This window comes from Nocardia amamiensis, from assembly GCF_015477605.1.
In the GTDB taxonomy this organism is placed as follows: Bacteria; Actinomycetota; Actinomycetes; order Mycobacteriales; family Mycobacteriaceae; genus Nocardia; species Nocardia amamiensis_A.
Genome location: NZ_JADLQX010000042.1, coordinates 1 through 22,942, shown reverse-complemented (window position 1 = coordinate 22,942; position 22,942 = coordinate 1). Strand labels below are relative to the sequence as shown.

Annotated in this window: 18 protein-coding genes and 1 pseudogene; 12 read left to right on the top strand and 7 right to left on the bottom strand. The window is 68.3% G+C overall.

Going from position 1 to position 22,942, the window contains the following annotated elements; genetic code table 11:
* The first annotated feature begins 286 nt into the window (after positions 1-286).
* Positions 287-2,401 (top strand): AMP-binding protein, encoded by a 2,115-nt coding sequence (locus tag IU459_RS33285; RefSeq protein ID WP_440446553.1) that lies wholly within the window; start codon positions 287-289, stop codon positions 2,399-2,401.
* Between the two features lie 69 nt (positions 2,402-2,470).
* On the opposite strand, the gene IU459_RS33280 is transcribed toward IU459_RS33285, so the two are convergent.
* Positions 2,471-3,835, bottom strand: a complete 1,365-nt coding sequence (locus IU459_RS33280) for a WS/DGAT/MGAT family O-acyltransferase (RefSeq protein ID WP_195133566.1) — start codon at positions 3,833-3,835, stop codon at positions 2,471-2,473.
* Between the two features lie 194 nt (positions 3,836-4,029).
* Positions 4,030-4,641: a DUF6968 family protein gene (locus IU459_RS33275; protein WP_195133565.1), complete on the bottom strand. Its 612-nt coding sequence runs from the start codon at positions 4,639-4,641 to the stop codon at positions 4,030-4,032.
* 293 nt (positions 4,642-4,934) lie between these two features.
* Between IU459_RS33275 and IU459_RS33270 the strand changes: the two genes are divergently transcribed.
* Positions 4,935-5,447: a hypothetical protein gene (locus IU459_RS33270; RefSeq protein WP_195133564.1), complete on the top strand. Its 513-nt coding sequence runs from the start codon at positions 4,935-4,937 to the stop codon at positions 5,445-5,447.
* 140 nt (positions 5,448-5,587) lie between these two features.
* Here the strand turns inward: IU459_RS33270 and IU459_RS33265 are convergent, their stop codons facing one another.
* On the bottom strand, positions 5,588-5,962 hold the full coding sequence (locus IU459_RS33265) for a helix-turn-helix domain-containing protein (RefSeq protein WP_195133563.1): 375 nt from the start codon (positions 5,960-5,962) through the stop codon (positions 5,588-5,590).
* Between the two features lie 332 nt (positions 5,963-6,294).
* Between IU459_RS33265 and IU459_RS33260 the strand changes: the two genes are divergently transcribed.
* The 3 genes from IU459_RS33260 to IU459_RS33250 are packed head-to-tail and all read left to right on the top strand — an operon-like array spanning position 6,295 to position 8,274.
* Complete coding sequence (locus IU459_RS33260) at positions 6,295-6,846, top strand: nuclear transport factor 2 family protein (RefSeq protein WP_195133562.1); 552 nt, start codon at positions 6,295-6,297, stop codon at positions 6,844-6,846.
* Positions 6,847-6,851: 5 nt separating this feature from the next.
* Positions 6,852-8,126, top strand: a complete 1,275-nt coding sequence (locus IU459_RS33255) for a hypothetical protein (protein ID WP_195133561.1) — start codon at positions 6,852-6,854, stop codon at positions 8,124-8,126.
* Between the two features lies 1 nt (position 8,127).
* Entirely contained in the window at positions 8,128-8,274 is a 147-nt protein-coding gene (locus IU459_RS33250) for a hypothetical protein (RefSeq protein ID WP_195133560.1), read from the top strand.
* Positions 8,275-8,326: 52 nt separating this feature from the next.
* Here the strand turns inward: IU459_RS33250 and IU459_RS33245 are convergent, their stop codons facing one another.
* A complete protein-coding gene (locus tag IU459_RS33245; RefSeq protein WP_195133559.1) occupies positions 8,327-9,688 on the bottom strand; it encodes a cytochrome P450 in 1,362 nt (453 codons plus the stop codon).
* Positions 9,689-9,932: 244 nt separating this feature from the next.
* Here IU459_RS33245 and IU459_RS33240 point away from each other — a divergent pair, with 244 nt between their 5' ends.
* Positions 9,933-11,063, top strand: coding sequence for an MCE family protein (locus tag IU459_RS33240; protein WP_195133587.1), 1,131 nt, complete (start codon positions 9,933-9,935; stop codon positions 11,061-11,063).
* A gap of 79 nt (positions 11,064-11,142) precedes the next feature.
* Here IU459_RS33240 and aztA read toward each other — a convergent pair whose 3' ends face one another.
* Positions 11,143-11,826, bottom strand: coding sequence for a zinc ABC transporter ATP-binding protein AztA (aztA, locus tag IU459_RS33235; protein ID WP_195133558.1), 684 nt, complete (start codon positions 11,824-11,826; stop codon positions 11,143-11,145).
* A gap of 56 nt (positions 11,827-11,882) precedes the next feature.
* Between aztA and aztB the strand changes: the two genes are divergently transcribed.
* The 4 genes from aztB to IU459_RS33215 all read left to right on the top strand — a co-directional run bounded on the left by aztB (position 11,883) and on the right by IU459_RS33215 (position 18,106).
* On the top strand, positions 11,883-13,892 hold the full coding sequence (gene aztB / locus IU459_RS33230; protein WP_195133557.1) for a zinc ABC transporter permease AztB: 2,010 nt from the start codon (positions 11,883-11,885) through the stop codon (positions 13,890-13,892).
* The gene (aztC, locus tag IU459_RS33225) at positions 13,889-14,806 is read left to right on the top strand and encodes a zinc ABC transporter substrate-binding protein AztC (protein WP_195133556.1); all 918 of its coding nucleotides are present in this window, start codon (positions 13,889-13,891) and stop codon (positions 14,804-14,806) included. The genes aztB and aztC overlap by 4 nt, the downstream gene beginning before the upstream one ends.
* A 25-nt stretch (positions 14,807-14,831) precedes the next feature.
* Positions 14,832-16,001, top strand: coding sequence for a zinc metallochaperone AztD (gene aztD, locus IU459_RS33220; protein WP_195133555.1), 1,170 nt, complete (start codon positions 14,832-14,834; stop codon positions 15,999-16,001).
* A gap of 257 nt (positions 16,002-16,258) precedes the next feature.
* Positions 16,259-18,106, top strand: a complete 1,848-nt coding sequence (locus IU459_RS33215; RefSeq protein ID WP_228838862.1) for a hypothetical protein — start codon at positions 16,259-16,261, stop codon at positions 18,104-18,106.
* Here IU459_RS33215 and IU459_RS33210 read toward each other — a convergent pair whose 3' ends face one another.
* Positions 18,107-19,048 (bottom strand): hypothetical protein, encoded by a 942-nt coding sequence (locus tag IU459_RS33210; protein WP_195133554.1) that lies wholly within the window; start codon positions 19,046-19,048, stop codon positions 18,107-18,109.
* 660 nt (positions 19,049-19,708) lie between these two features.
* Positions 19,709-20,161 (bottom strand): MarR family winged helix-turn-helix transcriptional regulator, encoded by a 453-nt coding sequence (locus IU459_RS33205; RefSeq protein WP_195133553.1) that lies wholly within the window; start codon positions 20,159-20,161, stop codon positions 19,709-19,711.
* A 101-nt stretch (positions 20,162-20,262) separates the two neighbouring features.
* On the opposite strand from IU459_RS33205, the gene IU459_RS33200 reads away from it, so the two are divergent.
* Both IU459_RS33200 and IU459_RS33195 read left to right on the top strand, forming a co-directional pair.
* Positions 20,263-21,564 (top strand): Dyp-type peroxidase, encoded by a 1,302-nt coding sequence (locus IU459_RS33200; RefSeq protein WP_195133552.1) that lies wholly within the window; start codon positions 20,263-20,265, stop codon positions 21,562-21,564.
* A 1,062-nt stretch (positions 21,565-22,626) separates the two neighbouring features.
* Positions 22,627-22,942, top strand: a pseudogene (locus tag IU459_RS33195) (hypothetical protein); the annotation flags it as partial.

Genomic DNA, 22,942 nt, shown 5'->3' with positions numbered 1-22,942 from the left:
CCAGCCAGCGTATTGTCCTGCCGAGCAGGCGCCTGCGACGTTAGGAGCGCCGGTCCGGGGGCACCTGGATTCCGGCGATCATTGGGCGAATTCACAGCCGCCGCCCCACTGGATTGGGTACGGTCCCAGGAGCAGGTGAATGCCTGGCAATCACAGGAGTTTTCGTGCGTTTTGCTGGTAGTAGCGATAATGCCCGAGATACTTGACCTCTCGTGTGACTGACGTTACAAAGGAGCTACCCGCCAACCCGAAGTTTTTCGAACCGGCCGACGAGAAGTGCGCCAAGTTGGTTACCGATGTCATCGATGTAGTCGCCGAGTTCGCGATCGCCCGCAAAGCCATCTGGGATCTGCTGCTCGAACCGCAGACGTATCCGCGCATGTTCCCCGGTATCGGCGCGTGTGAGCAGATCCAATCGGCCGACGGCAATGTCGTGTGGCAGATGCGTGTCGGCACCCACGAGACCGGTATCCGCACGCATCAGATCCGGCTGAGCGTGGGTCGCTGGTACGAGAGCTTCGAGATGCAGTACGCGGCACTGGGCAGCTTCGCGTCGGTGCGCCTGCACGGCGACGAGGAGCGCACCAAGGTCACGGTCACCTACTTCGCGCCGAGCCGGGTGCACCCGCGCGTCGCGGAGTTGTCCAACGTGGCGATCGCGGACTGGACCAAGAGCGGACTGCGCCGGGTGGCCGATGTCGCCAAGGGCGCGCGGACGTCGCTGATCGTCAACGGGGAGGACTCGCCGATCCGGCGGAACGCCGGCGTCGCACGGCAGATGGTGGCCTCCGGCGTCGTAGTGCTGCCCGCTCGTCTGGATCGCAGCATCAAACAGTTGCGCTCGCTGGCGAAGTGGGGGTTCAACCTGGCCGGTGGGTACGCGGCGGGCGCGGCGTTCGATCCGGAACGGACCGCGATCATCGACGACCGCGGCAGCCGGTCCTTCGCCGACATGCATCAGCGGACCAACGCGCTCGCCGCGGCGATGGCCGCAGTCGAGCTCGGGCCGGGCGACGCCATCGGACTGCTCTCGCGCAACCACGCCGGCATGGTCGAATGCATGGTCGCCGCAGGCAAACTCGGCGTGGACGTGGCACTGCTCAACTCGGGGCTGGCCGGTCGCACCATCGAGGAGATCGTGCAGCGCGACCGGCTGTCGGCGCTGTTCGTCGACGGTGACCTCGAACAGTTGGTGCAATACCTGCACGCCGACATCCCGCGCTACAACACCGACGAGCGGCCCCCGGCGTCCGACCGGGTCACCGTGAACGATCTGGTGGCGCAGGGCCACCGCACTTTTCGCACACCGGCGCAGCCCGGACGGCTGATCGTGCTCACCTCCGGGACCAGCGGAACGCCGAAGGGCGCGCGCAGGCCGCATCCGAAGGGCTTCGGGTCCATCGCGGCGCTGCTGTCGCGCATCCCGATGCAGATGAACGAGACCATGCTGATTCCGGCTCCGCTGTTTCACACCTGGGGGCTGGCCGGGCTGCAACTGAGCACCGCGTTGCGCGCGACCGTGGTGCTCGCGGAACGGTTCGACGCGGAGGACTGCCTGCGCCGCATCGCCGAACACCAGGTCAACACGATGATCGTGGTGCCGACGATGGTGCAGCGCATCCTCGATCTGCCCGCGCACGTGCGCGCACGATATGACACCTCCAGCCTGCGCCACGTGATCAGCTGCGGCGCACCGCTCGCGGGTGCGACCGTCGAGCGATTCATGGACGCCTACGGCGATGTCCTGTACAACGTCTACGGCTCCACCGAGGTCTCCTGGGCGACCGTCGCCACCCCGGAGGATCTGCACACCTCGCCGACCACGGCGGGCCGCCCGCCACTGGGCACCAAGATCGCCGTGCTCGGGCCGGACCACCGCAGGTTGCCGATCGGCGCCACCGGGCACATCTTCGTCGGCAACCACATGCTGTTCGACGGCTACGTCAACGCGGCGCCGCCGGACGAGGCGCACGGCATGCTCGACACCGGCGATCTCGGCTACCTCGACGCCACGGGACGGTTGTTCATCGCGGGCCGCGACGACGAAATGATCATCTCCGGCGGCGAGAACGTCTTCCCGCGCCCGGTGGAAGAGGCGCTCGCGCACCTGCCGCAGGTCAGCGACGTCGCGGTGGTCGGGGTGCCGGACCACGAATTCGGCCAGCGGCTGGTGGCTTTCGTGGTCAAACGGGAGGGAGCCGGGCTCGATTCCGACATGGTTCGCACCTATATCCGAAATCGCTTGAGCCGCTTCTCCGTGCCACGTGAAGTCACGTTCCTCGCCGCACTCCCGCGCGGCGACACCGGCAAGATCCTCAAGCGCCTGCTGGCCCGTCCCGGCGCGACGCCACAGCAGCTGCCGCCCTCGATCAACGGGCTCGGCACGGCAGGCTCTACCTGAACGCGGAAAAGGGCAGCCGGTGAGTCGAGCGGCGGGCGGGCCCTCGGCCGACCGTGGCGCGCCTGGCAGTCAGTAGACGGTGTCTTCCAGAGCGGACAGCGCCGTCTCGAGGTGGTCGAGCAGCGTGGCCACGTCCGGCACGCTGCGGCGGCAGGCGACGATGCCGATGTCGAGGCTGTCGGCGTTACTGGTGAGCGTGATGTTCACCGCCTGGCCGTCGAGCGGGATGGACAGCGGGTAGCCGGCATCGAGGCGGGCGCCGTTCCAGTACCGGGGTTCGCGCGGCCCGGGAACGTTGGAGATGACGATGTTGAACGGCGGGTTGGTCAGCGCGGTCGTGGCGGGAACGAGCAGGGCCAGCGCGAGCGGGCTCAGCGTCAGCGCCGACAGCGAGACCGCCTGCACGGGGGACAGCTCGCGATAGATCTCTTTGCTGCGGCGCATCGACGAGCTGATCGCCGCGAGCCGCCGCGCCGGATCGGCCAGATCGGTGGCGAGACCGCACAGCAGCGCCGCCACCGCGTTGCCGCCGGTGTGGCCGTCGTCGGACTCCGGGCGCAGCGAGACCGGCACCATCGCGACCAGCGGTTTGTCCGGCAGGGCGTGATGGGCGATCAGATAGGCGCGCAGCGCTCCCGCGGCCATGGCCAGCACCACGTCGTTGAGGGTCGTGCCGGTCATCTTCTTGACCTGGCGGAGGCGATCCAGCGGCCAGGAGCGCACGGCGCAGCGGCGTGCCCCGCCGATCGGGACGTTGAACAGAGTGCGCGGCGCGGCGAACGGCAGCGTCAATTGCTGCTCCACCAGTGCGGTGCGGGCAAGGCGCAAGACGGCGGGTGCCGAGCCCGCCGCGGCGAACATCGCCCGCGCCGCCCCACCGAGCGTGCGCGGCCGGGACGGGTTCTCCCGGCGTCGGTCCGAAGGCGGCAGATGCCAGGGCGCAGGCGCTTCGCGGGAGTCGGGGTCGCTGGTCAGCGTGCGCTGCAGCAGGCGCTGGGCGGCGACGCCGTCCATGAGGGCGTGGTGCATCTTCGCGTACATCGCGACGCGGTCGCCTGCGAGCCCTTCGATCAGATGTAATTCCCACAGCGGCCGGTGGCGGTCCAGCAGGGTGCTGTGCAGTCCGGCGGTCATCTCCACCAGCGGGTCCTGGCCACCGGTGTCGGGTAACGCCCACCGCTGCAGGTGGTAGTCGAGTTCGATGGTGCGCTCCACCGCCCATGCCAGCTGCGGTGTACCGAACAGCCGCGCCGGGCGCTTGCGGAAGGTGGGATGGAAGTTCTCCTCGGCCGCCAGCGTCGCGTACGCGCGCCGGGCGAACTCCGGTCCCGTGCTGTCCATCGGATCGAAGATCTGCAGTGTGCCGACGTGCATCGGGTGCTCGCGTGATTCCGCGATGAGGAACAAGGCGTCCAGCGGCGAGATGAATTCCATGGGCAGTTCCCTCCTGGCGTCGCCGCGGCGTCGCCACGGTCCGGTTCGGCACGGGGAGTGTCGGCGACGGCGTGCCGCAGGTGCTCATGGCGCCGGAGGGGAACTGCGCCGGTCGAACGACAATCCACCAACCGATGATTCGATGCCGAATCCGGACCGGCTGGGCGGTTTTCCGTGATTGATCCGCGCGAGCCTCAGGACAAGCGGCTCACCGGCCAATCGGCGGGCAGCTCGAGGCGCTCGCTGATCAAGTGGATCGCGCTGTACAGTGCCTGGATTTCGTCCACGCCGCTGGCCACCGAGGCGCCCTGCTCGCTGATGTGGAACCGGCACAGATGGTTACGCCGGTCGGCCGCCAGGTAGGGCCTGCCGATGATGATCGAGAGCGAGCTGTCGGCATCGCGCAGCGTGCGCGCGGCGATGAGGGCCTGCGGTTCGTGCGCGGCCGTCGCGGCGGCGCGCGACGGGCGGGCCGGGGTGGCAGGGAATCTCGGATCGGACGGCTCGGTCACGTCGAAGTGCGCGCCCCGATCGTTGGCCTGTCGCAGCTCGTCGGCGATCTCCTGAAACGCGCGGTACAGCGCCGCGATGGAATCGGCCCCGTGCGCCCAGCGCTCACCGATGCCCTGGATGCGGAATCCGCACACCACGCCGGTGTCTCCCGGCGCCATCTGTGGTTTGCCGACCTCGATCGACACTTCCCGCGTGGCGTCGGCGACGGTGCGAGTGGCGATCACCTCCCTGATGCGACGCCATTTCGTGTTCGCGATCGCACCGCCGTGCTCGGAATCGCGCACTGCGGGCATGGTCGCGTCCCCAGTGACCCGCGCCGGTATCGCTCTCATAGTGGATGGAGTACCCAACTCTCTCGCCGGTTATCCTGCGGATCACGGTGACCTGGACCGCAGAGCCGGCCAGAGGACGATAATCGCGGGACGGTCCGGTGTCGCCTGAACCCGGACCGGGCTGTGGTCAGAGACGTGATCGGAGACACGCCGGATCAAAAGATCGCTACCGGATAGTTAACCTGCGGCGGGTTTGGCAGGCTGTCGTCCAGATGTGATGGTGGGGCCCGCAACGACGAGGAGGGGCGGACGAAGTGGTAACGATTGCGCAGTTACGAGCGGTTCTGTCGATTCTCCGGATCAACCCGGACGAAGTGGGCGCGCGGCTGGGAGACACCGGTCTGCGCGGTCCGAACGCGGAGCGTGTCCTTTTGGTCGGTTTGCTACACCGCGTCGCGAGCAGCGAACTGCGGCAGGTCGTCACCACGACCATGGACGAGGAGGAGGCCGCCCGCGCCGCCGCGGTGAGCACCCGTCCGGTGGACGGCGAGAATCCCACGGAACAGGCGCGTTTCGACGCGCACTGGCTGCACGACCGCATCGGCGCACTGGCGGCGGGCAGCACCGTGGAGCCGGTTCCGGTGCTGCTGGACGCCGCCGCGCGTTCGACGGACGCGGCCGAGGCCCTGCTGCTGCTCAGCCACAACCCGCGCGGCTACGAGGCGGAGCTTCGATGGGAGCGGGTGCTGGACGACTTGGGGCGCGCCTACCACTTGATCAACGACGAACGGGTCGGACGCTCGAACACGACAACCGCGCCGCTGTAGCGGCGATTCTGCGTCCCACGCGGCCCGGCTCGCGCATTCCGGTGCGCGAGAGCAGTCGCCGGGGGGTCGTGGAGCAGCATTACGGCGCGGCCGGTCGGAGCGCGAAAGACGCTCCGACCGGCCGAGTTTCGAACCGCTGATCAGTGTGCCGCGGCCAGTTCGCCCGCCACGCCGTCGTGCAGGATCGTCGCACTGGTGCCCGGCGGCCAGCCGAGCCCTGCGTCCAGTTTGTCCAGCACCTCGGCGCTGGGCTGCGGATTGCGGGACCGCTCGATCTCGCTGACCACTTTGGCCGCCGGGCCGCCGTTGCCCGCCACGTCCGCCTGGGTCCACTTCATCTCGCGGCGCCGCGCACGCACGCGCGTCGCGAGAGCGTCGAGGTCCCGCGCGGCGACGACCTCGGCGACGTCCGCGAGTTCCGGCGTGAGTTTCGCCGGATCACCGGGTTCTCTCGCTTGCTGCTTTTCGCGCAGGATCCCGCTGGTGATCAGCCTGGACCGCTTCCGCCTACCCATTTTCCCCACACGCTCTCCCATCCTCGGTCGAGTCGATCGATTGCGGCGCACGGCGCCGGGCGGCGCCACCGCGCCGATGAACGCTGAACATCATGGGCGAGCGCGGTTGCCGACCCGTCGCGACGCGCCGGGCGCCGCCGGTCCGCGGCGGCGCGCGATGTGGCAGATGATCGGCTGTTCGGGGATTGTCCGGCAAAACGGACGATGGTACCGTCCAGACACATGTCCAGCTAGGTGTCTCTCGGGAGCGTCACCCCGGTGATCACGGCCCGCACCAAGGCTTGTCGATCGCCGGCGACGGCGAGACCGCCCCGGCCCGAAAGGTTCGACTGATGCCAGGTTTCGAACGCGCCGAACTCGACGAAATGATCCAGCGCTGGATCGTGGAGAATCAGCGCTGCGAGGAAAAGGGTGACTGGAAGCCGCTCGCGCAGATGTACACCGAGGACGCCACCTACGGGTGGAACTACGGTCCCACCCAGGAGTTCATGGCTGTCGGCCGCGACGAGATCCGCGAGCTCGCCCTCGGCCAGGAGATGGCCGGGCTGGAGGGCTGGACCTACCCGTACCAGGAGTTCGTCGTCGACGAACGCACCGGCAGCGTCATCGGTTTCTGGAAACAGATCAGCGCGGCCGAACGCCCGGACGGGCGCAACTACTCGCCCGAGGGCATCGGCGGCAGCTGGTTCCGCTACGGCGGCGACTTCCAATGGTCCTGGCAGCGTGACTTCTTCGACTTCGGCAATGTCTCCGCGCTGTTCCTGGAGATGATCACGAACCAGGCGCTCACGCCGGGCATGCAGCGGCGCATCGAGCGCTCGGTCTCAGGCCGACCGCTGCCCGGGTGGTATCGGGCCGGCGAATCGCCCGTCTCGCTGTGGTGACCGCTGTGGCCGCACCGCACAGCCGATTCGCCGACCTGGATCGGACGACCCTGGCCGCGCTCGTTCCCGAACTGCTCCTGTGCGGGCACCTCATCGACCGCTCGGGCATGGCGCACTCCATCGCCGCGTTCGGCCGGGAGGGCATGACCGCGGTCGCGATCGAGGAGTGGCAGGCGGCCAGCCCGGTCTACACCCGCCGCATGCAGCGCGCACTCGGCTTCACCGGCGACGGCGTGGAGACCATCTTCAAAGGGCTGCAACTGGACATCGGCGCGCCACCGCAGTTCATGGATTTCCGGTTCCGGGTCGACGATCGCCACCATGGCGAGTTCTGGCTCGACCACTGCGGCGCGCTCGCCGACGTGGAGCCGATGGGCGAGGAGTTCGTCGTGTCGATGTGCCACGACATCGAGGACCCGACGTTCGACGCGACGGCCCTGGCCACCAATCCGCACGCTCGGGTCCGGCCGATCCACCGGCCGCCGCGTCGACCAGCCGATCGGAAACCGATGTGCGCGTGGACCGTCCGCATCGATCCCGCGCATGTGCCACCGCCGGTGCCGCCCAACGCCGAACTCGTCGCCGGGTCGGTGGCGGCGGGGCTCGAGCTGTCCGCGATCGACCGCGCTGACGAAGGGCGCCCGGACTATTCGGGGCCGTTGCTCAGCGATGTGCGCTTCGCCGACTTCTCCCGCTCGGCGCTGGTGCGCATCGCCGAAGAGGTCTGCCTGCAACACCACCTGTTGACCCTCGGGTTCCTGATCGCGGTGCGCGCACGATTGGACGCCCCCGCGGCGCTGGAGATCGGGCGCAAACAGTTCGCCGGGATCGCCGGGCTCACCAGTGAGCGCATGCGCGACTGCCTCGGCCTCGCCGATGACACCGGCGCGCTGGCGACGGTACTGCGCCTGCATCCCGCTCTGAATCCACTGTGCTATACGGGAATCGAGGTGGAGGAAGCCGACAGCCGCGTCCGGCTGACGTTTCCGGCGACCAGCGGCGCCCACACCGACGGAACTTGGCCGTCACTGCTCGGCCCACACCACCTCGGCCCGCTGAACGCACTGGTGCGTGGCGTGAATCCACGCTTCAGCGCCGAGGCCGTCGCCGCCACCGACCAGGGCTGGACCGCCGAAGTCTCGCTCGGTGCGAAACCGTTCCGGGAGGCGACGGAGGTCGCGCTGACCCGGTTCAGCACCGGCGCCGCGTTCGCCTTCACCGACCGGGGGATACCCCTTCCGCTCACCGTCGCGGGACAGCTCCGCCCAGAGATGGAATGACATGGCCAACGATTTCGCCGACCTCTTCGAGCATTCCGTGGACGCCATGCCCGACGGGGTGGCCCTGATCCACGCCGCGGCCATGATGCCGACCTTCACCGCGCTGCGCCGGTGTGGTGGAACGAGCATCCGCCGAGACATCCAGTAGCCCACTCGGGTGCCGTGCTCACCGCCGTCCGGAGGCGGGGAGCACGGGCCGCTCACGCTGTGCCGGACTTGCGCCGCCGGTAACGGACGGTGCATGGCTGCACGAGCTGCACCACCATCTTGGAGTGGTCGTTGCGGTAGCGGTCCGGTGGCTGGGTCATCTCGAACTCCCAGTCGCGCAAGAGAAGGGAGAAGATCGCCTGCAATTGCATGAGCGCGAACGCGGCCCCGACGCAGCGGTGGCGGCCCGCGCCGAACGGAATCCAGGTCCAGCGGTTGACGATGTCCGCCTGGTTGGGGTCGATGTAGCGGCCGGGATCGAAGGCGTCCGGATCGGGAAAGTCCTCCGGAATCCGATTCGAGATGGCCGGGGTGGCGGCCACGTGGTCACCGGGGGCGATGCGATGACCGCGGACATCGAACTCGCCTCGTGCCACGCGCATGAGGATGATCAACGGCGGGTGCAGGCGCAGTGTTTCCTTGAGAACCGCTTCGAGCCGGGGGATTCGGCGCAGCGCGCCGAAGCTGATCTCGGAGCCGTCGGCGTAGAGCTCGTCGAGTTCGCCGACGACCTGCCGCGATATCTCGGGGTGGCGCAGCAGTTCGATGATCGTCCAGGCCGCCGTGCCGGAGGTGGTGTGGTGGCCGGCGAACATCATGGAGATGAAGATGCCGGTGATCTCGCTGGCGCTGAACCGCGGCCGGCCGTCGTCGCCCGGGATCGAGATGAGCACGTCGAGCATGTCCCGGTCGTCCTTGCCCGCGGGCGGGTTCGCGGCCCTGCGGTCCATGATCGCCTGGACCAGTTCCACCAACTCGGCGCGCGCCTGGTCGCGGCGCCGGAAGCTCTCGATCGGGGCGTACGGGTCGACGTAAGCCAATGCGTCGGTGCCGCGTTCGAGATCGTGGTAGAGGCGGGCGAAGCGGTCGTCGAGTTCGTCGCGGAACTTCACGCCGATCAGGCAGGCCGAGGAGGTGTAGATGGTCAGCTCGGCGAAGAAGTCGAGCAGGTCGATCTCCCCTTCGTCGCCCCAGCGCGCCAGCATCCGCTCGACCTCGCGGGCGATGGTCGCGGCGTGGCCGCGCATGTGCTCCGCGCGCAATGCCTGGTTGTGCAGCATCTCCTTGCGGCGTTCCGGGCTGGCGTCGAAGACGACGCCGTCGCCGAAGATGGGCTTCATGAACGGATAGGCGGCGGCCTGATCGAGGTCCTCGTCGCCGGAACGGAAGAAGAATTCGTTGGCCTCCGCGCCGGACAGCAGGATGACCTGCCGACCCGCCAGCTCGAATGACCCGACGTCACCGCACTCTTCGCGGACCCGGCGCATCAGCCCGATCGGATCGACGCGGAACTCCTCTAGATGGCCGTGCTCGTGGTCGCCTCCGGATACCCGCCGTGGTGTCACCAGCGTCATGTGGAAATCCTTCCCCGGGATCGGTGCCCGAGACCTATCATGGACACGTGTCTGGACAGTACTACGATTGAGAAGTGCCGGGCAAGGGGACCGACCCGCCGCCGTCACCCGGGTCAGGGCTGGTGGCGTGCCTCGCCACACAGCCCGCGGTAAGAGGTGATCGGTGCATCCGAAGCGAGATTCCCGCAACCGGGCAGTGCTGGTCGTGTGGCGAGCGATTCGGTTGAAATTCGCGGGGGCGGTGATGATTCTGCTGGTCACCGCGGTCATCGTGCTCGCCGTCTCGATGTACGCGGGGCGGTTCCGGTCCACCGCGACGGTTACCGTCGAGGCGCCCCGCTCGGGGCTGGTTCTCGATCCCGATGCGAAGGTCCGGATGCGAGGGGTGGAACTCGGACGGGTGAGCGCGGTGGAATATCGCGACGACCACGTACGCCTGCGGCTCGAGCTCGATCCCGAGTTGCTGCGGCTGGTGCCCGCCAACGCGACGGTGGACATCCGCTCCACCACGGTGTTCGGCGCGAAGTACGTCACCTTCGTCGTGCCGGGCATGCCGTCGCCGACGCCGATGCGACCGGGCGCGACGATCCGCGCCGACGCCGTCACCGTCGAGTACAACACGCTGTTCCAGCGACTGAGCGCCATCCTCGCCGCGGTCGAACCCGGCAAGCTCAACGCCACGCTGACCGGGCTGGGCACCGCGCTGCACGGTCGCGGCGATCAGTTCGGCGATTTCCTCGCCCGCGCCGATGACTATCTGCGGCAGCTCAATCCGAGCCTGCCCGCGCTCCGACGAGACCTGTCCGCTGCCCGAGATGTCGCCGGGCTGTACGCCGACACTGCTCCCGATCTGTTGCGCACCGTGGACAACGCGACCGTGCCGAGCGAGACGATCACCACCGGTGCGCAAGACATGGATGCCCTGCTGCTCGAGCTGATCGGGTTCGCCGACACCGCCGGGGCCGCGCTCGCCGAGAACGAGCACGGTCTCGGCGCGGCGGTGGAACTCCTGCGACCGACCAGCGCCCTGCTCGACCGGTATTCGCCCGTGCTGTACTGCGTGGTCGTCGGCATCGCGAAGGCGCTGCCCGCGGCCGAAGCCATCATCGGCGGAACCGTGCCGGGCGCCATCTTCAACGCCAGTTTCATGTACGGCGCTCGGCCCTATACCTACCCCGGCGACCTGCCGAAGGTGAACGCCACCGGCGGCCCACACTGCGAAGGGATCCTCGACCGCGTGCCCGGCAGCCACGCCGGCTATGCCGTCACCGACACCAACGAAGGCGCTCCTTATGTTCCGTCAGCCGCGGTCGTGCTCGACGCTCCCAGCGTCTTTCGGATTCTCTTCGCTGGAATGCCCGGAGTGCCCCGCTAGTTCGGTGTGCATCTGCGTGTAGAGCGGTCGGCTGCTGTCGCGAGACCGTCGAGACGTGGCGCTCTTTGGGCGCGGCGATTCACGCCGGTTCGGCGGTTCGCTCGCCGTGCAGGACGGTGTGCGGGTCTCCCTGAGCGGCGATCCGTCCGTCGCGTATAAGAAGGCAGTGATCGGCGCGCAATGCGTCCTCGCGGCTGTGTGTGGCGTGCACGACCGTGACGCCTTGGTCGCCGACTCGGCGGATCGCCTCGGAAATCTCCTGTTGGGCAAGGGTATCCAGACCGGTCGTCGGTTCGTCGAGCAGGAGTAAGCCGGATTCCTGAGCGAGTGCCTGGGCGAGCAGCGCGCGCTGGCGCTGGCCGCCGGAGAGGGTGTCCAATCGGCGGTCGGCAAGGTCGGCGATGTCCATGCGGCCGAGGTATTCCCGCACGATCGTCCGGTCCCGCCGGGTGAGGCGGCGCCACGCGCCGCGATGCGCCCAGCGGCCCATGGCGACGGTTTCGTGGACCGTGATCGGCAGGGTCGCGGGGACGCTGCTCTGTTGCACGACGAATGCCGGTCGGGCGTGTCCCAGGCTGAGCGTTCCCGCGGTGGGTGTGATGACACCGGCGAGGACGCCGAGCAGGGTGGATTTGCCGGACCCGTTCGGCCCGGCGAGGGCGGTCACCTGTCCGCCCGGAATCGTGACGCTGAGCTCGTGCAGCACCTGATGTCCCCGGTATCCGGCCGACAACTCGGCGATACGGATATCTGGCGGCGGCATCGCGACCCCCATCACTAGTTGAAATGATAATCGTTATCATTGTAGGGTGCTGCGTCATGGAGTGGTTGGTCGCCCCGTTCGAGGTTTCCTTCGTTCAGCGGGCCTTGTGCGGCGGGCTGCTCGTGTCGTGCCTGTGCGCCATCTCGGGAACGTGGGTCGTGGTGCGCGGCATGGCTTTTCTGAGCGACGCGATGGCGCACGGAATGCTGCCGGGTGTCGCGATAGCGGCCCTGCTGGGCGGAAACCTGTTGCTGGGTGCGGCATTCAGCGCGGCGGCGATGGCGGTCGGAGTCTCCGTCCTGGGCCGCGGCACCAGATTCGCGCCCGACACGGGCATCGGGCTGCTGTTCGTCGGGATGCTGTCGGTGGGTGTGATCGTCGTGTCGCGTTCGCCGTCGTTCGCGGTCGACCTGACCGGATTCCTCTTCGGTGACGTGCTGGCCGTCCGGGAACGGGATCTGTGGTACCTGGCGGCCGCGGTGGTTCTCGCGGCCGTGGTTTCGGTACTGGGCCACCGGGCGTTCGTCGCGCTCACCTTCGATCCGCGCAAAGGGCACACTCTCGGGCTGCGACCCCGTGTTGCGCATGTGGCGCTGATCGGCCTGGTGACCCTGGCGATCGTCGCGTCGTTCCATATCGTCGGCACGCTGCTGGTCTTCGGCCTGCTCATCGCGCCGCCCGCGGCCGCGGTCTACTGGGCGCATCGCATCCGGTCGATCATGCTCACCGCCGCGGTGCTCGGTGCGGTGGCCACGGTTGCCGGACTGGTGATTTCGTGGCACGCGGGCACCGCCGCGGGCGCGACGATCGCCGCGACCGCCGTCGCTTTGTTCTTCCTCTCCGCGCTGTCGGCCTGGTTGCGTGATCGAGTTCGCTCGACCGGTCCGACGTCGAAACCGCTGGCACTGTCGCTGATCGTCGCGGCGATCGCGCCGCTGCTCGGCTGCGGCGCGAGCGGGCCGTCCCAACCGGTGGCGGCGACGCCGCACGGCTATGTCGAGGGTGCCGAGGAGACCGCGGAAGCGCAGCCGCGTCTTGTGGTGGCCGACAGAGGGACCGGTGCCGTGCGGGTTGTCGATCTCATCACCGGGGGCGTCATCGACCTCGGCCGGACCGAAGGTGTCGACGGTATCGGCGGCGACGGCCGTTTCGCCTTCCTGTCCGGCCGTGGCGGGGTGCGTACCGTCGACGCTGGCGCGTGGACGGTCGACCACGGCGACCATGTGCACTATTACCGGGCGGCTGCGCGGAATCTCGGTGCGTTCACCGGTGGTGCGGTCTCGGCCGTGCACGGCGACGGCAGTGTCACGGCAGTCGCTTTCGAAACGGGTGGCACGACTCTGCTCGACCGGCCCGCGCTCGGCACCGGCTCGCTGCACGAACGCGGCGCGATCGAGGACGGGGTAGCCGTGCCCTACGCCGAGCACTTGCTCGTCGCTGTCCCTGCGCGGGGAGCCATCGAGGTCCGCACCCGGGACGGCGCACCGGCCGCGGTCATCGCGGAGCGGTGCCCGGACCCGCGCGGCTCGGCGGTGACGCGGCGTGGCGTCGTCTTCGGTTGCGCCGATGGGGCATTGGTGGTGACGGCGCGAAACGCGGTGTTCACGGGTGCGAAGATCCCGTATCCGCACGCTGTCGCGGACGGCGACCGTGCGGTGGAGTTCTTCCATCGTCCCAGCAGCGCGACGCTGGTGGCGCGGGCGGGACGGCGGGGCGCCTGGATGCTCGACATCAGGCGCACGACGTGGACCTTGCTGGAGACGGGTCCGGTGGTCGCGGTGAACACGGCGGGGGAGGGCACCGCGGTGCTGACTCTCACCGAGGACGGCCTGCTGCATGGTTACGACCCGGCGTCCGGGCGCGAGTCCACCCCGGCGCGGCCGCTGACCGCACCGGTAGCCGCCGGTGCGGAAGCACCGGTGATCCTCGTCGACGACCACCGCGCCTATGTCAACGATCCTGTGGCAAAGGTGATCCACGAGATCGACTACGCGGACAACCTCCGCGGCGCACGAACATTTCCCCTCGACATCAGCCCGACGGTGATGGTGGAGGCCGGCCGATGAAGCGCGCGATCCGGATGTGCGCACTGGTCGCCGCGGCGCTGCTCGCGCCGACCGCATGCCTGAATTCCGGCGCCGACCGCGGCGGAATCATCGTCACCACCAATATTCTCGGCGACCTCACGCGCGCCATCGCCGGCGACGCGGTCGAGGTCACCGTCCTGATGCCGCCGAACGCGGACCCGCACTTCTTCGCGATATCCGCCCAGCAGGCCGCCCAGCTCGAACGCGCGAGCCTGATCGTCTACAACGGTCTCGGCCTCGAGGAGAACGTGCTGCGCAATGTCGAGGCGGCCGAGCAGTCCGGTGTCGCGGCCGTTTCGGTCGGCACGGAGATCGATCCGATCAGCTACTCCGCCGACGACGCGCAGGGCAGGCCGGACCCGCACTTCTGGACCGACCCGCGTCGCGTGCGCAAGGCCGTCGAGGTCGTCCGTGATCGGATCATCGCGAACGCCGACGGTGTCGACGCCGCCGCGATCCGCGCGGGGGCCGACCGCTACCTCGCCGAACTCGATCGGCTCGACCGCTGGATGACCGATCGGTTCGCCACGATTCCCGCCGAGCGACGCAAGTTGGTCACCAACCACCACGTCTTCGGTTACCTCGCAGAGCGATTCGGCTTCGCCGTGGTCGGCGCCGTGATTCCGGGCGGCACCACGCTCGCCTCGCCGAGCCCGTCGGATCTGGCCGCGCTCGCCGGGACGATCCGCGCCGCCGGGGTCGGCGCGATCTTCGCCGATTCCTCGCAACCCGATCGCTTGGCCAGGGTGCTCGCCGAACAGGCCGGCCTGCACGTGCAGGTGATCCCGCTGTACTCGGAGTCGCTCACCGAACCGGGCGGCGGCGCGGGCACCTACCTGGACATGATGCGCGCCAACACCGAGGCCATCGTCCGCGGGCTCACCGCCGGTTAGCGACCGACCAAGGAGAAGAAAACCCATGCAGCTACGATCACGAACCACGAAATCGGCGGGCTTGGCCGGTTTGCTGGCCGCCGTTCTCACCGTCGCCGGTTGCGGCGCCGACACCCAGGCAGACCAGAACGCTCCGCGAAAACACATTGCCGATCCGATCGCGCTCACCCATGACAGCGGCGTCTACGTGCTCGACGGAACAACTCTGGAGCTCGCGGGCACCGTCGACCTCGACGGCTTCAACCGGCTCAACCCGGCAGGCGACGATCGTCACCTGATCGTCTCCACCAAAGACGGTTTCCGCGTTTTCGACGCTACCGCCGCCGAATTCACCGGTGCGCGGTTCCCCGGTCCCGAGCCGGGCCATGTGGTGCGCCATGCCGGGCGGACCGTGCTGTTCAGCGACGGGACCGGCGAAGTCGTCGTGTTCGACTCCGCCGATCTCGCCGAGGGCACACCGAAGACCTCCACTTACCGCGCCGCCGCTCCGCACCACGGCGTCGCGATCGAACTCGCCAACGGTGAACTGGTCGTCACGCTCGGCACCGAGGAAAAACGGACCGGGATCGCGGTTCTCGACAAGAACCGCACCGAGAAGGCGCGCAACGAGGACTGCCCAGGAGTGCACGGTGAGGCGACCGCCGCGGGCGAGGCCGTCGTGATCGGCTGCCAGAACGGTGTGCTCGTCTACCGCAACGGCGCGATCGGCAAAGTGACCAGTCCCACCGAATACGGCCGGATCGGCAACCAGGCGGGCAGCGCGACCTCCCCCATCGTCCTCGGCGACTACAAGCGCGACAAAGACGCCGAACTCGAACGGACACAGCAGATCTCGCTGATCGACACGGTCACGGGCACGCTGCGCCTGGTCGATCTCGGCACCAGCTACACCTTCCGCTCGCTGGGCCGCGGACCGCGCGACGAGGCCCTCGTCCTGGGCACGGACGGCCGTATCCACGTGATCGATCCGGTCGCGGGCGCCGTTGTGCGCACCATTCCGGTCACCGCTCCTTGGCAGGAACCGCTGCAATGGCAGAAACCGCGACCCGCGTTGTTCGTCCGCGGCGGCACGGCGTACGTCTCGGATCCCGCCACCAAGCAGGTGCACCGGATCGATCTGGCGACCGGAGCGAAAACCGCGACCGTCACGTTGCCCGGCACGCCGAACGAACTGAGCGGCGTCGTCGGTCACTGAGTTCGGGCACGCGGTCGGAGAGGTGCGCCATCGGCGTACGTCGTCGCCACGCCTAGCTGAGCGCGTCAACCGCGGACCGCCGTCCCGCGCAGGCGCACGTTGCCCGGCCAACGAGACCGCGGGCGCTCGATACGCGTGCTGCCGCAGAACAGGATGTTGAGAGGTCCAGGACCGGTCGCGGTCTGGACGGTCGCGGGGAAACACCGCGGCGAGTGGGAAATGGGTTCCGGAGCCGACCGGCGCTACCGTGGGATGGCATGGACACTGCCGCGCTCGCCGTGCCGGAGCCTGTGCGCGTCCCTCGGCCGCCGTCGTCGGCGACGTTCCGCTTCGCTCGGAGGATTCGGGATGCGCGGCCGGTGGTCGTGGCGGCCGGATGTCTCATCGCGGCGCAGCTGGCGATCCGCTGGTGGGTAGCCGACAGCGGCTACTTCTATTGGGACGATCTCATACTGGTCGGCCGAGCGGCCCGATTCCCGCTGTGGTCGGCGGATCTGCTGCTGTACAACCATGACGGGCACTTCATGCCGCTGGCCTTCGCCACCGCATGGGCGGTGACCGCGGTGGCGCCGCTGGCCTGGGCTGGGCCGGTGGCCGTGGTGCTGGTACTCCAGCTCGCGGCATCCGTGGCGGTACTGCGGATGCTTGTGGTGCTGGTGGGCGTGCGGTGGACGATCCTGCCCCCCCTGGTGTTCTATCTGTTCTGCCCGCTGACGCTGCCTGCGTTCGCGTGGTGGTCGGCCGCCTTGAACGCGCTGCCGCTGCAATTCGCCGTCGCCTGGGTGATCGGCGATGCGACGCTGCTGGTCCGGAGCGGTCGGCGCCGGTACGCGATCTCAGGGACCGTGGTGTTCGCGGTGGCGCTGCTGTTCTTCGAGAAGTCGGTGATCGTGCCGTTCGTCGCGTTCGCGGCCGTGGCCCTCGCTCGCTATGTCGACGGCGGCGAGTCCCCGATTCGCGTGGTCACGCGACGCGGTGCGGCACTGTGGGCCGGATCCGGCTCGGTGCTGGCCTGCTGGCTGATCGGCTATCTCGCGGTGGTCGGCGGCCCAGCCGTGCCCGACGACCTGCGCGAGCTGCGGGATCTGCTGCCGGGCGGGGCCTCGCCCGGCATTGTTCCGGCATTGTTCGGCGGTCCTTGGGTCTGGGAGCGCTGGCTACCGTCCACACCGTGGGCGGATCCGCCGGCCTCGGCAGTGGTGGCGGCGTGGCTCGCGTTGGCCGGGCTGGTGGTCTGGTCGGTCCGCGCCCGGCTGCGGGTGGTTCCGGTCTGGCTGGCGATCGTGGCCTACGTTCTGGTCGTCCAGATAGCGGTGGCGCTGGCCCGCAGCGGACCGAATACCGCGGCGGAACTGATGCAGTCCCTGCGCTACTTCGCCGACCTGGCGGTGGTGCTGGCTGTCGCGGGTGCGCTGCTGGCGCGTGCCCGGCCGAAACCATCACGCGGATCCGCGTGGTTCCCGGGCCGCCGGGTCGTGGTCGCCGCGCTGGTGGTGTTCCTCGTGAGCAGTTTGTGGACCACGTATACCTTCGTGCGATCGTGGCGTGTCGGCCCGACCAGAACCTATGTCACGAACGTGAAGTCGGCGCTGAACGGGTGGGACGGTGCACCACTGCTCGAGCAGGAAGTGCCGTGGCATGTGCTGAATCCGCTGGCCTACCCCCAGAACCTGACCAGTCAGGTGCTCTCGCCCGTCGCCGCCCCCGGCGCTTTCGCCGACTCGACACCGCATCTGCGGATGATCACGGACACCGGAGAGATCGTCGAAGCAATGGTTTGGTGGAATCGAATCATCCTGCCCGGTCCCCAGCCGGGCTGCGGGTACCGCATCGACAGCGCCGCGCCGGTCCGTCTGCACCTGGACGGGCCTATGTTCGAGCACGAGTGGACCGCGCAGCTCAACTACTTCGCCAACCAGGACGGCCGGATAACTGTCGGCTTCGAGAACGGGAAAGCTGTTGCGGCCCCGGTGCGGAAGGGGCCGAATACGGTGTTCGTCCGCATCGTCGGCGGCGGCGCGTCGCTCCGGATTGCTTCTGGTACCCCGGGGCTCGATCTGTGCGTTGGCGTCGGACCGGTCGGCGTCGCGTCGTATGACAACTGATCAAGGATGACGGGCGATGTCGATTCGAATGTTGTCGCTCGTATTGATGATGAATACGCGATCGCGCTTGGCTTTCCAGTCATAGGGGATCAGGAAATAGCGATCGGGTGTCCGAACCAGCAGCGTCAGGCCGCTGTAGACGTAGCGGAATTTCTCGTCGGGCACGGTGATCGGGTCGACGCGGGAGGCGCCGCCTTCGATGGCGAGCCGGTCGACGCTGAACAACAGCACCAGCGGGCGGTCGGCGAAGTGGGTGGTCTCGGCGGTCCGGGCATCTTTGCTCGCCTGTGCCGCGGCATAGCCGCCGACCGACCACATGACTCCGAGGAAGCCGATGGCCAGCAGCGCCAGCACGGTCACCCACGGCAGGTCCGTTGTGCGATCGCGTCGGCGTCGTCGGGGGCCGAGTTGGACGGGATACCACATCCGCAGCGCTATCGCGTAGCCGAGCAATGCCGCGCCGGAGATCAGCATGAGCGGCAGATAGTGACTCATCGCCGCCGGCAACCGCTCACGAAGCAGGATCCCGACGGCGACTCCAGCCTGCAAGCCCGCCCCGAGTATGACGACGAACAGGAACCAGCGGCGCAACGTGCGTCGTGGTCGCCGCGTTCTGACCGCGACGAGTATCGGGATCGGGCGAAGCCCGGCGAGCGCCACCGCGGCCAGCAGAGCCAGCAAGGCGGGCCAGTACGCGCCGTTGACGCTGCGCACGACGTAGTCGGGAATCGAATAGCCGAGCATGCCCACGTCGATCCCGAAGTGCGCGAACCAGGTTCGCGTGTACACCTGTCCGAAGTAGTACAGCATCGCGGTCACGACCAGCGCTTGCGAGGTGATCGCACCCGCGGCCGACAACACGAGACGGAGCCCGTGCGGAAGATCCGAGTGCTGGTCGGCGCGAGCGGCTTGGCCGGTCTGCCCGAGATCGGTGGTGATCACCGGCGCGGCTCCGGTGCGGAAGTCGGCGGAGGCGCGGTCTTGGTCGGCGTCGGGGTGGGCGTCCCACTTTCGATGCCCGCACCTGATCGGCTCGGTCCGGGGTTCACCTGTGGCGTCGTCGGTATGACAGTGGAGACCGTACTGCTCGGCGGAGGCTGCGAGTTCGCTGGTGGCACAGTCGGACCGGTCGCCCCCTCGCCCCCGTTCTGCTGTGCTGCCGGAGGCGCCGCGGTCGGAGGAACGAGCCCCCGTGTCACATAGGCGGACGAGGTGGGCTCAGCGGGTAGCTCACCTGGAGTCACGGACGCGCTCGACGTGCCGGCCTGCACGGTATTCGCGGGCGGAATGTCCGGCGGCTCCGGATTCGGTGCACCGCAAGCGCAAAGGACACCGAAACCCACAGCGCCGATCGCTGACACCATCGCGGCGAAACGCATCAGACCCCCTCGCAGACCACCCGGTTGCTGAGCATCGTTCCACAAATCCCAAGTGGCACAAGATATCCCATGACAGGACCACGTACTGGTCGGTCGGCCGCACGATGCGGTCGGACGGACCTCGGCGGGCGGATCGGGATCGGCGGCGAAAGGCGCACCGGCCGACGTTTCCGAGGAGTGCGGTACCACGTCGCTGAAGCCGAGTCGACAGCGCAGCGGCGAATTACGAGCCGGGTATCGGATTCTCCGCGAACGCGAGCGCAATTGCGGCGCCTATTGTCCGCTGGATCGGATCCCCTTGCGCTCCGAACAGGCGCTCGTCGACCTCGGAGACCACCTGCTGCGCGTCCCGGAGCAGGCGGGAACCCTTGCCGGTGAGCTCGATGGTCGACGCGGACCCCGCGCGCGCCGTGCGATCCCGGACCAGCCCGGCGCCGATGAGGGCCTTCACCGCGGTATGGACGCCCTGCACGCTGATGCCGGACATCCGTGCCAGATCGCTGAACGACACCCCGGGCACGCTGCCGATATGACCGAGGAGACCGAGCCTGGCGACGGTGAGATCCAGCGGCGCGAGCGCGGCCGCGAGTTCGGCCTCCACGCGCCGCGCCAGCATCAGCACGACGATCGATGCGCTGGTCGCAGGGAGACCGGGGCGGCCGTTATCGGTGGTCACCACTTCAGTCTCTCGCACGGGCTCGGCCAGCCCATCCGGGTAGGCCGCGCAACCTTCAATCTGGTTGAAGATCGTTTGCGGCTCAACTACGCTAGGCGCGTATGAGCGAATCTACTACCGAGCGTAGTAAAGATGATCCGTCGTGGCGGATGTCGCGGCGTGGCCTTTTCGGTTCCGCGCTCGCCGCCGCCGGTGCGGCGACGGCCGGCGTCGCGACGGGCCGGATGATCGGCGCGGAGCCCGCCGGCTCCCATGCCGAGGCATTTCATGGGGCCAGGCAAGCGGGCATCGCGACTCCGGCGCAGTCGCATGCGCTGTTTTTGGCCTGCGACATCGCCCGGCCGGATCGCGCGGCGCTGCGGGATCTCCTCGCCGGATGGACGACCACGGCGGCGGCACTCGCCGCGGGTGACCCGGCTCCCGAAAAGCCCGGCACGCCACCGGGTTTCAGTGCGCACACTGACTTCGCCACCGGCCTCGATCCGGCACGGCTGACGGTGACGTTCGGTCTGGGCCCGAGCATCTTCGACGGCCGGTTCGGTTTGGCGGACCGTCGACCGGAACACCTGCATCCACTGCCCGAATTCGCCGGAGACGCTCTCCGGCCCGCATGGAGCGGCGGCGACGTGCTGGTCCAGATCTGCGCCGACGATCCACAGATCGTCAGCCACACCTTTCGCGCCTTCCGGGCACGCATGCCAGGTCTCGCACGCATGCGGTGGACACAGCAGGGCTTCCTCAGCCGACCGGGCGCCGGAACGCCACGAAATATGTTCGGGCACAAGGACGGTACGGCCAACCCTCGCGCCGGAACACCGGAGTTCGATCGCGCTGTCTGGGTCGCGTCTCCTGACGAGCCGGATTGGTTTCACGACGGAACCTACCTGGTGTTCCGCAAGATTCGGATGAAGACCGCCGAATGGGACCAGCTGCCTATCGCCGAGCAGAACCGCATCATCGGCCGCCGCCGCGACGACGGCGCCCCGCTCGGCGGGCGCACCGAATTCGACCCGATCGATCTGGACGCCCGGTCCACGGACGGTGATCTGGAAATTCCCGCCGACGCCCACGTGCGACTCGTTCACGGCATCCCGATGCTGCGCCGCGGCTACACCTACGACTACGGCGTCCTGCTCGCGGGCGCCTCGGAACCCACACCCCCGCATGAACATCCAGCGGGCACCGACCCGGACCACACCCACGGCGGACACAATCAACTCGACGCGGGCCTGCTGTTCGCCGCCTACATGAACAACCCGCCGAACCAATTCATCCGAGCCCAGCGCGCCCTTGCCGCCACCGACCGGCTCAACGGCCTCATCCAACACACCGGCAGCGCCATCTTCGCAATACCACCGGGCGCCGCGCCGGGCGAGCCCATCGCGGCGGCCCTCGGCGTCTGATCGTGCGACGAGTGCGCTATTCCGTACTGCCCTCTGGTGGCGAGCTGAGCTCCAGGAGGCTGCCGACGAGGGTGCGCACATCGGGAAATCCCAGGACACGAGCAGCGATGCGGAGATCGTCGAGCGTGAACGGATTCGTATCGGCTGCCGGTATCCAGCGTCTGTGCGGAAACCGGCCGCTGTCGGGGGCGCGAGAGGTCATTCCGGCATACAGCAACTGGACCACTTCTCCTTCCGGTGAACTGCCCGGACCGGCTAGTGGTCGCGTCGTGCACGACCGGCGGGTCCAGCGCGTCAGGTGCGGTGGTCACGCGACACAGCTGGCCACGATCCGTGCTCCTGGGTCTTGCGGGCATTGTCGGGCGTTCGGGGCGTCAGGAGAGTGGCCGCCGTGTCCGAATACGGCATGTCCTCGGTGACTGGCTGTCATTCTCCTGACGCTCCCGGCGCCATTGCCGGGAAACTCGGCGCCATTGCCGGTCCGATCGCCTGGTAACAAAGCTATGACGCTGCGGCGCCCAGGTGCTGTTCAGTTTTTGGACAATGTTGCGGCGATGTCGCGGGCGAAAGTTCGGCCGGCCATCGCGACCATGCCGTCCTTGCCGACGATGTCGAAGGCGTCGGAGACGTCCGCTTCATGACCAGGTCGGGAGACCTCGAGCGCGATCCGCGTGGGTCATCGTGGCCGAGCACCATCGGCCGGCGACTCGAGGTCGCCGTGCGCGATGTGCACCCGGAATGTCCAACTTCTGAACACTCGACTGTGGCTGGCGTCGCCCACCATGGATGGGCAGGCAATGAAGGAGGAACGCCTGATCTTCGTAAAAGCTCTTGACCTCGCCATTCGCGCCCGCGCGGTGGGCGACCGTGGCGGACGCAGTAATAGCCGACCAGCAGTCGATGTGATGTGAAACACGCATGATGAGTATTCTGGAGTTCGCACATGGCAGTGCCACGCGAGGCGGCCATGGATCCGATCTCGTGTCGGAGTCTGTGACGGCCACGGGGCAGGACGCGAGGAGTGAGGTGTCGTCGATTCACGACCCCGGAACCGGAGCGTCGGTGACGCGACCGGAAATCGAACTGTCGTGGAGGCGTTCGAAGCTCAGCGGCGTAGCGCCCGAGTTCGACGGTTTCGCCGATCTCCCGGTGGCTGAATTCGATCCCAGCAGCCGTCTGGTCGAAGCCGCCTCGGTGGTTCTCGATCGCATGGCCGAGAGGCTCGCGGGCACCGGGTTCAGCCTGTTGCTAGTCGACCGTGACTGTCGTCTGGTGTACCGCTGGTTCGGCGACCCACGGTTCGAATCCGCGCTGGAAAGCCTCGGCATCCGGGACGGGGTCTGTCTGGCCGAGGAGACGATCGGAACCAATGCGCTGG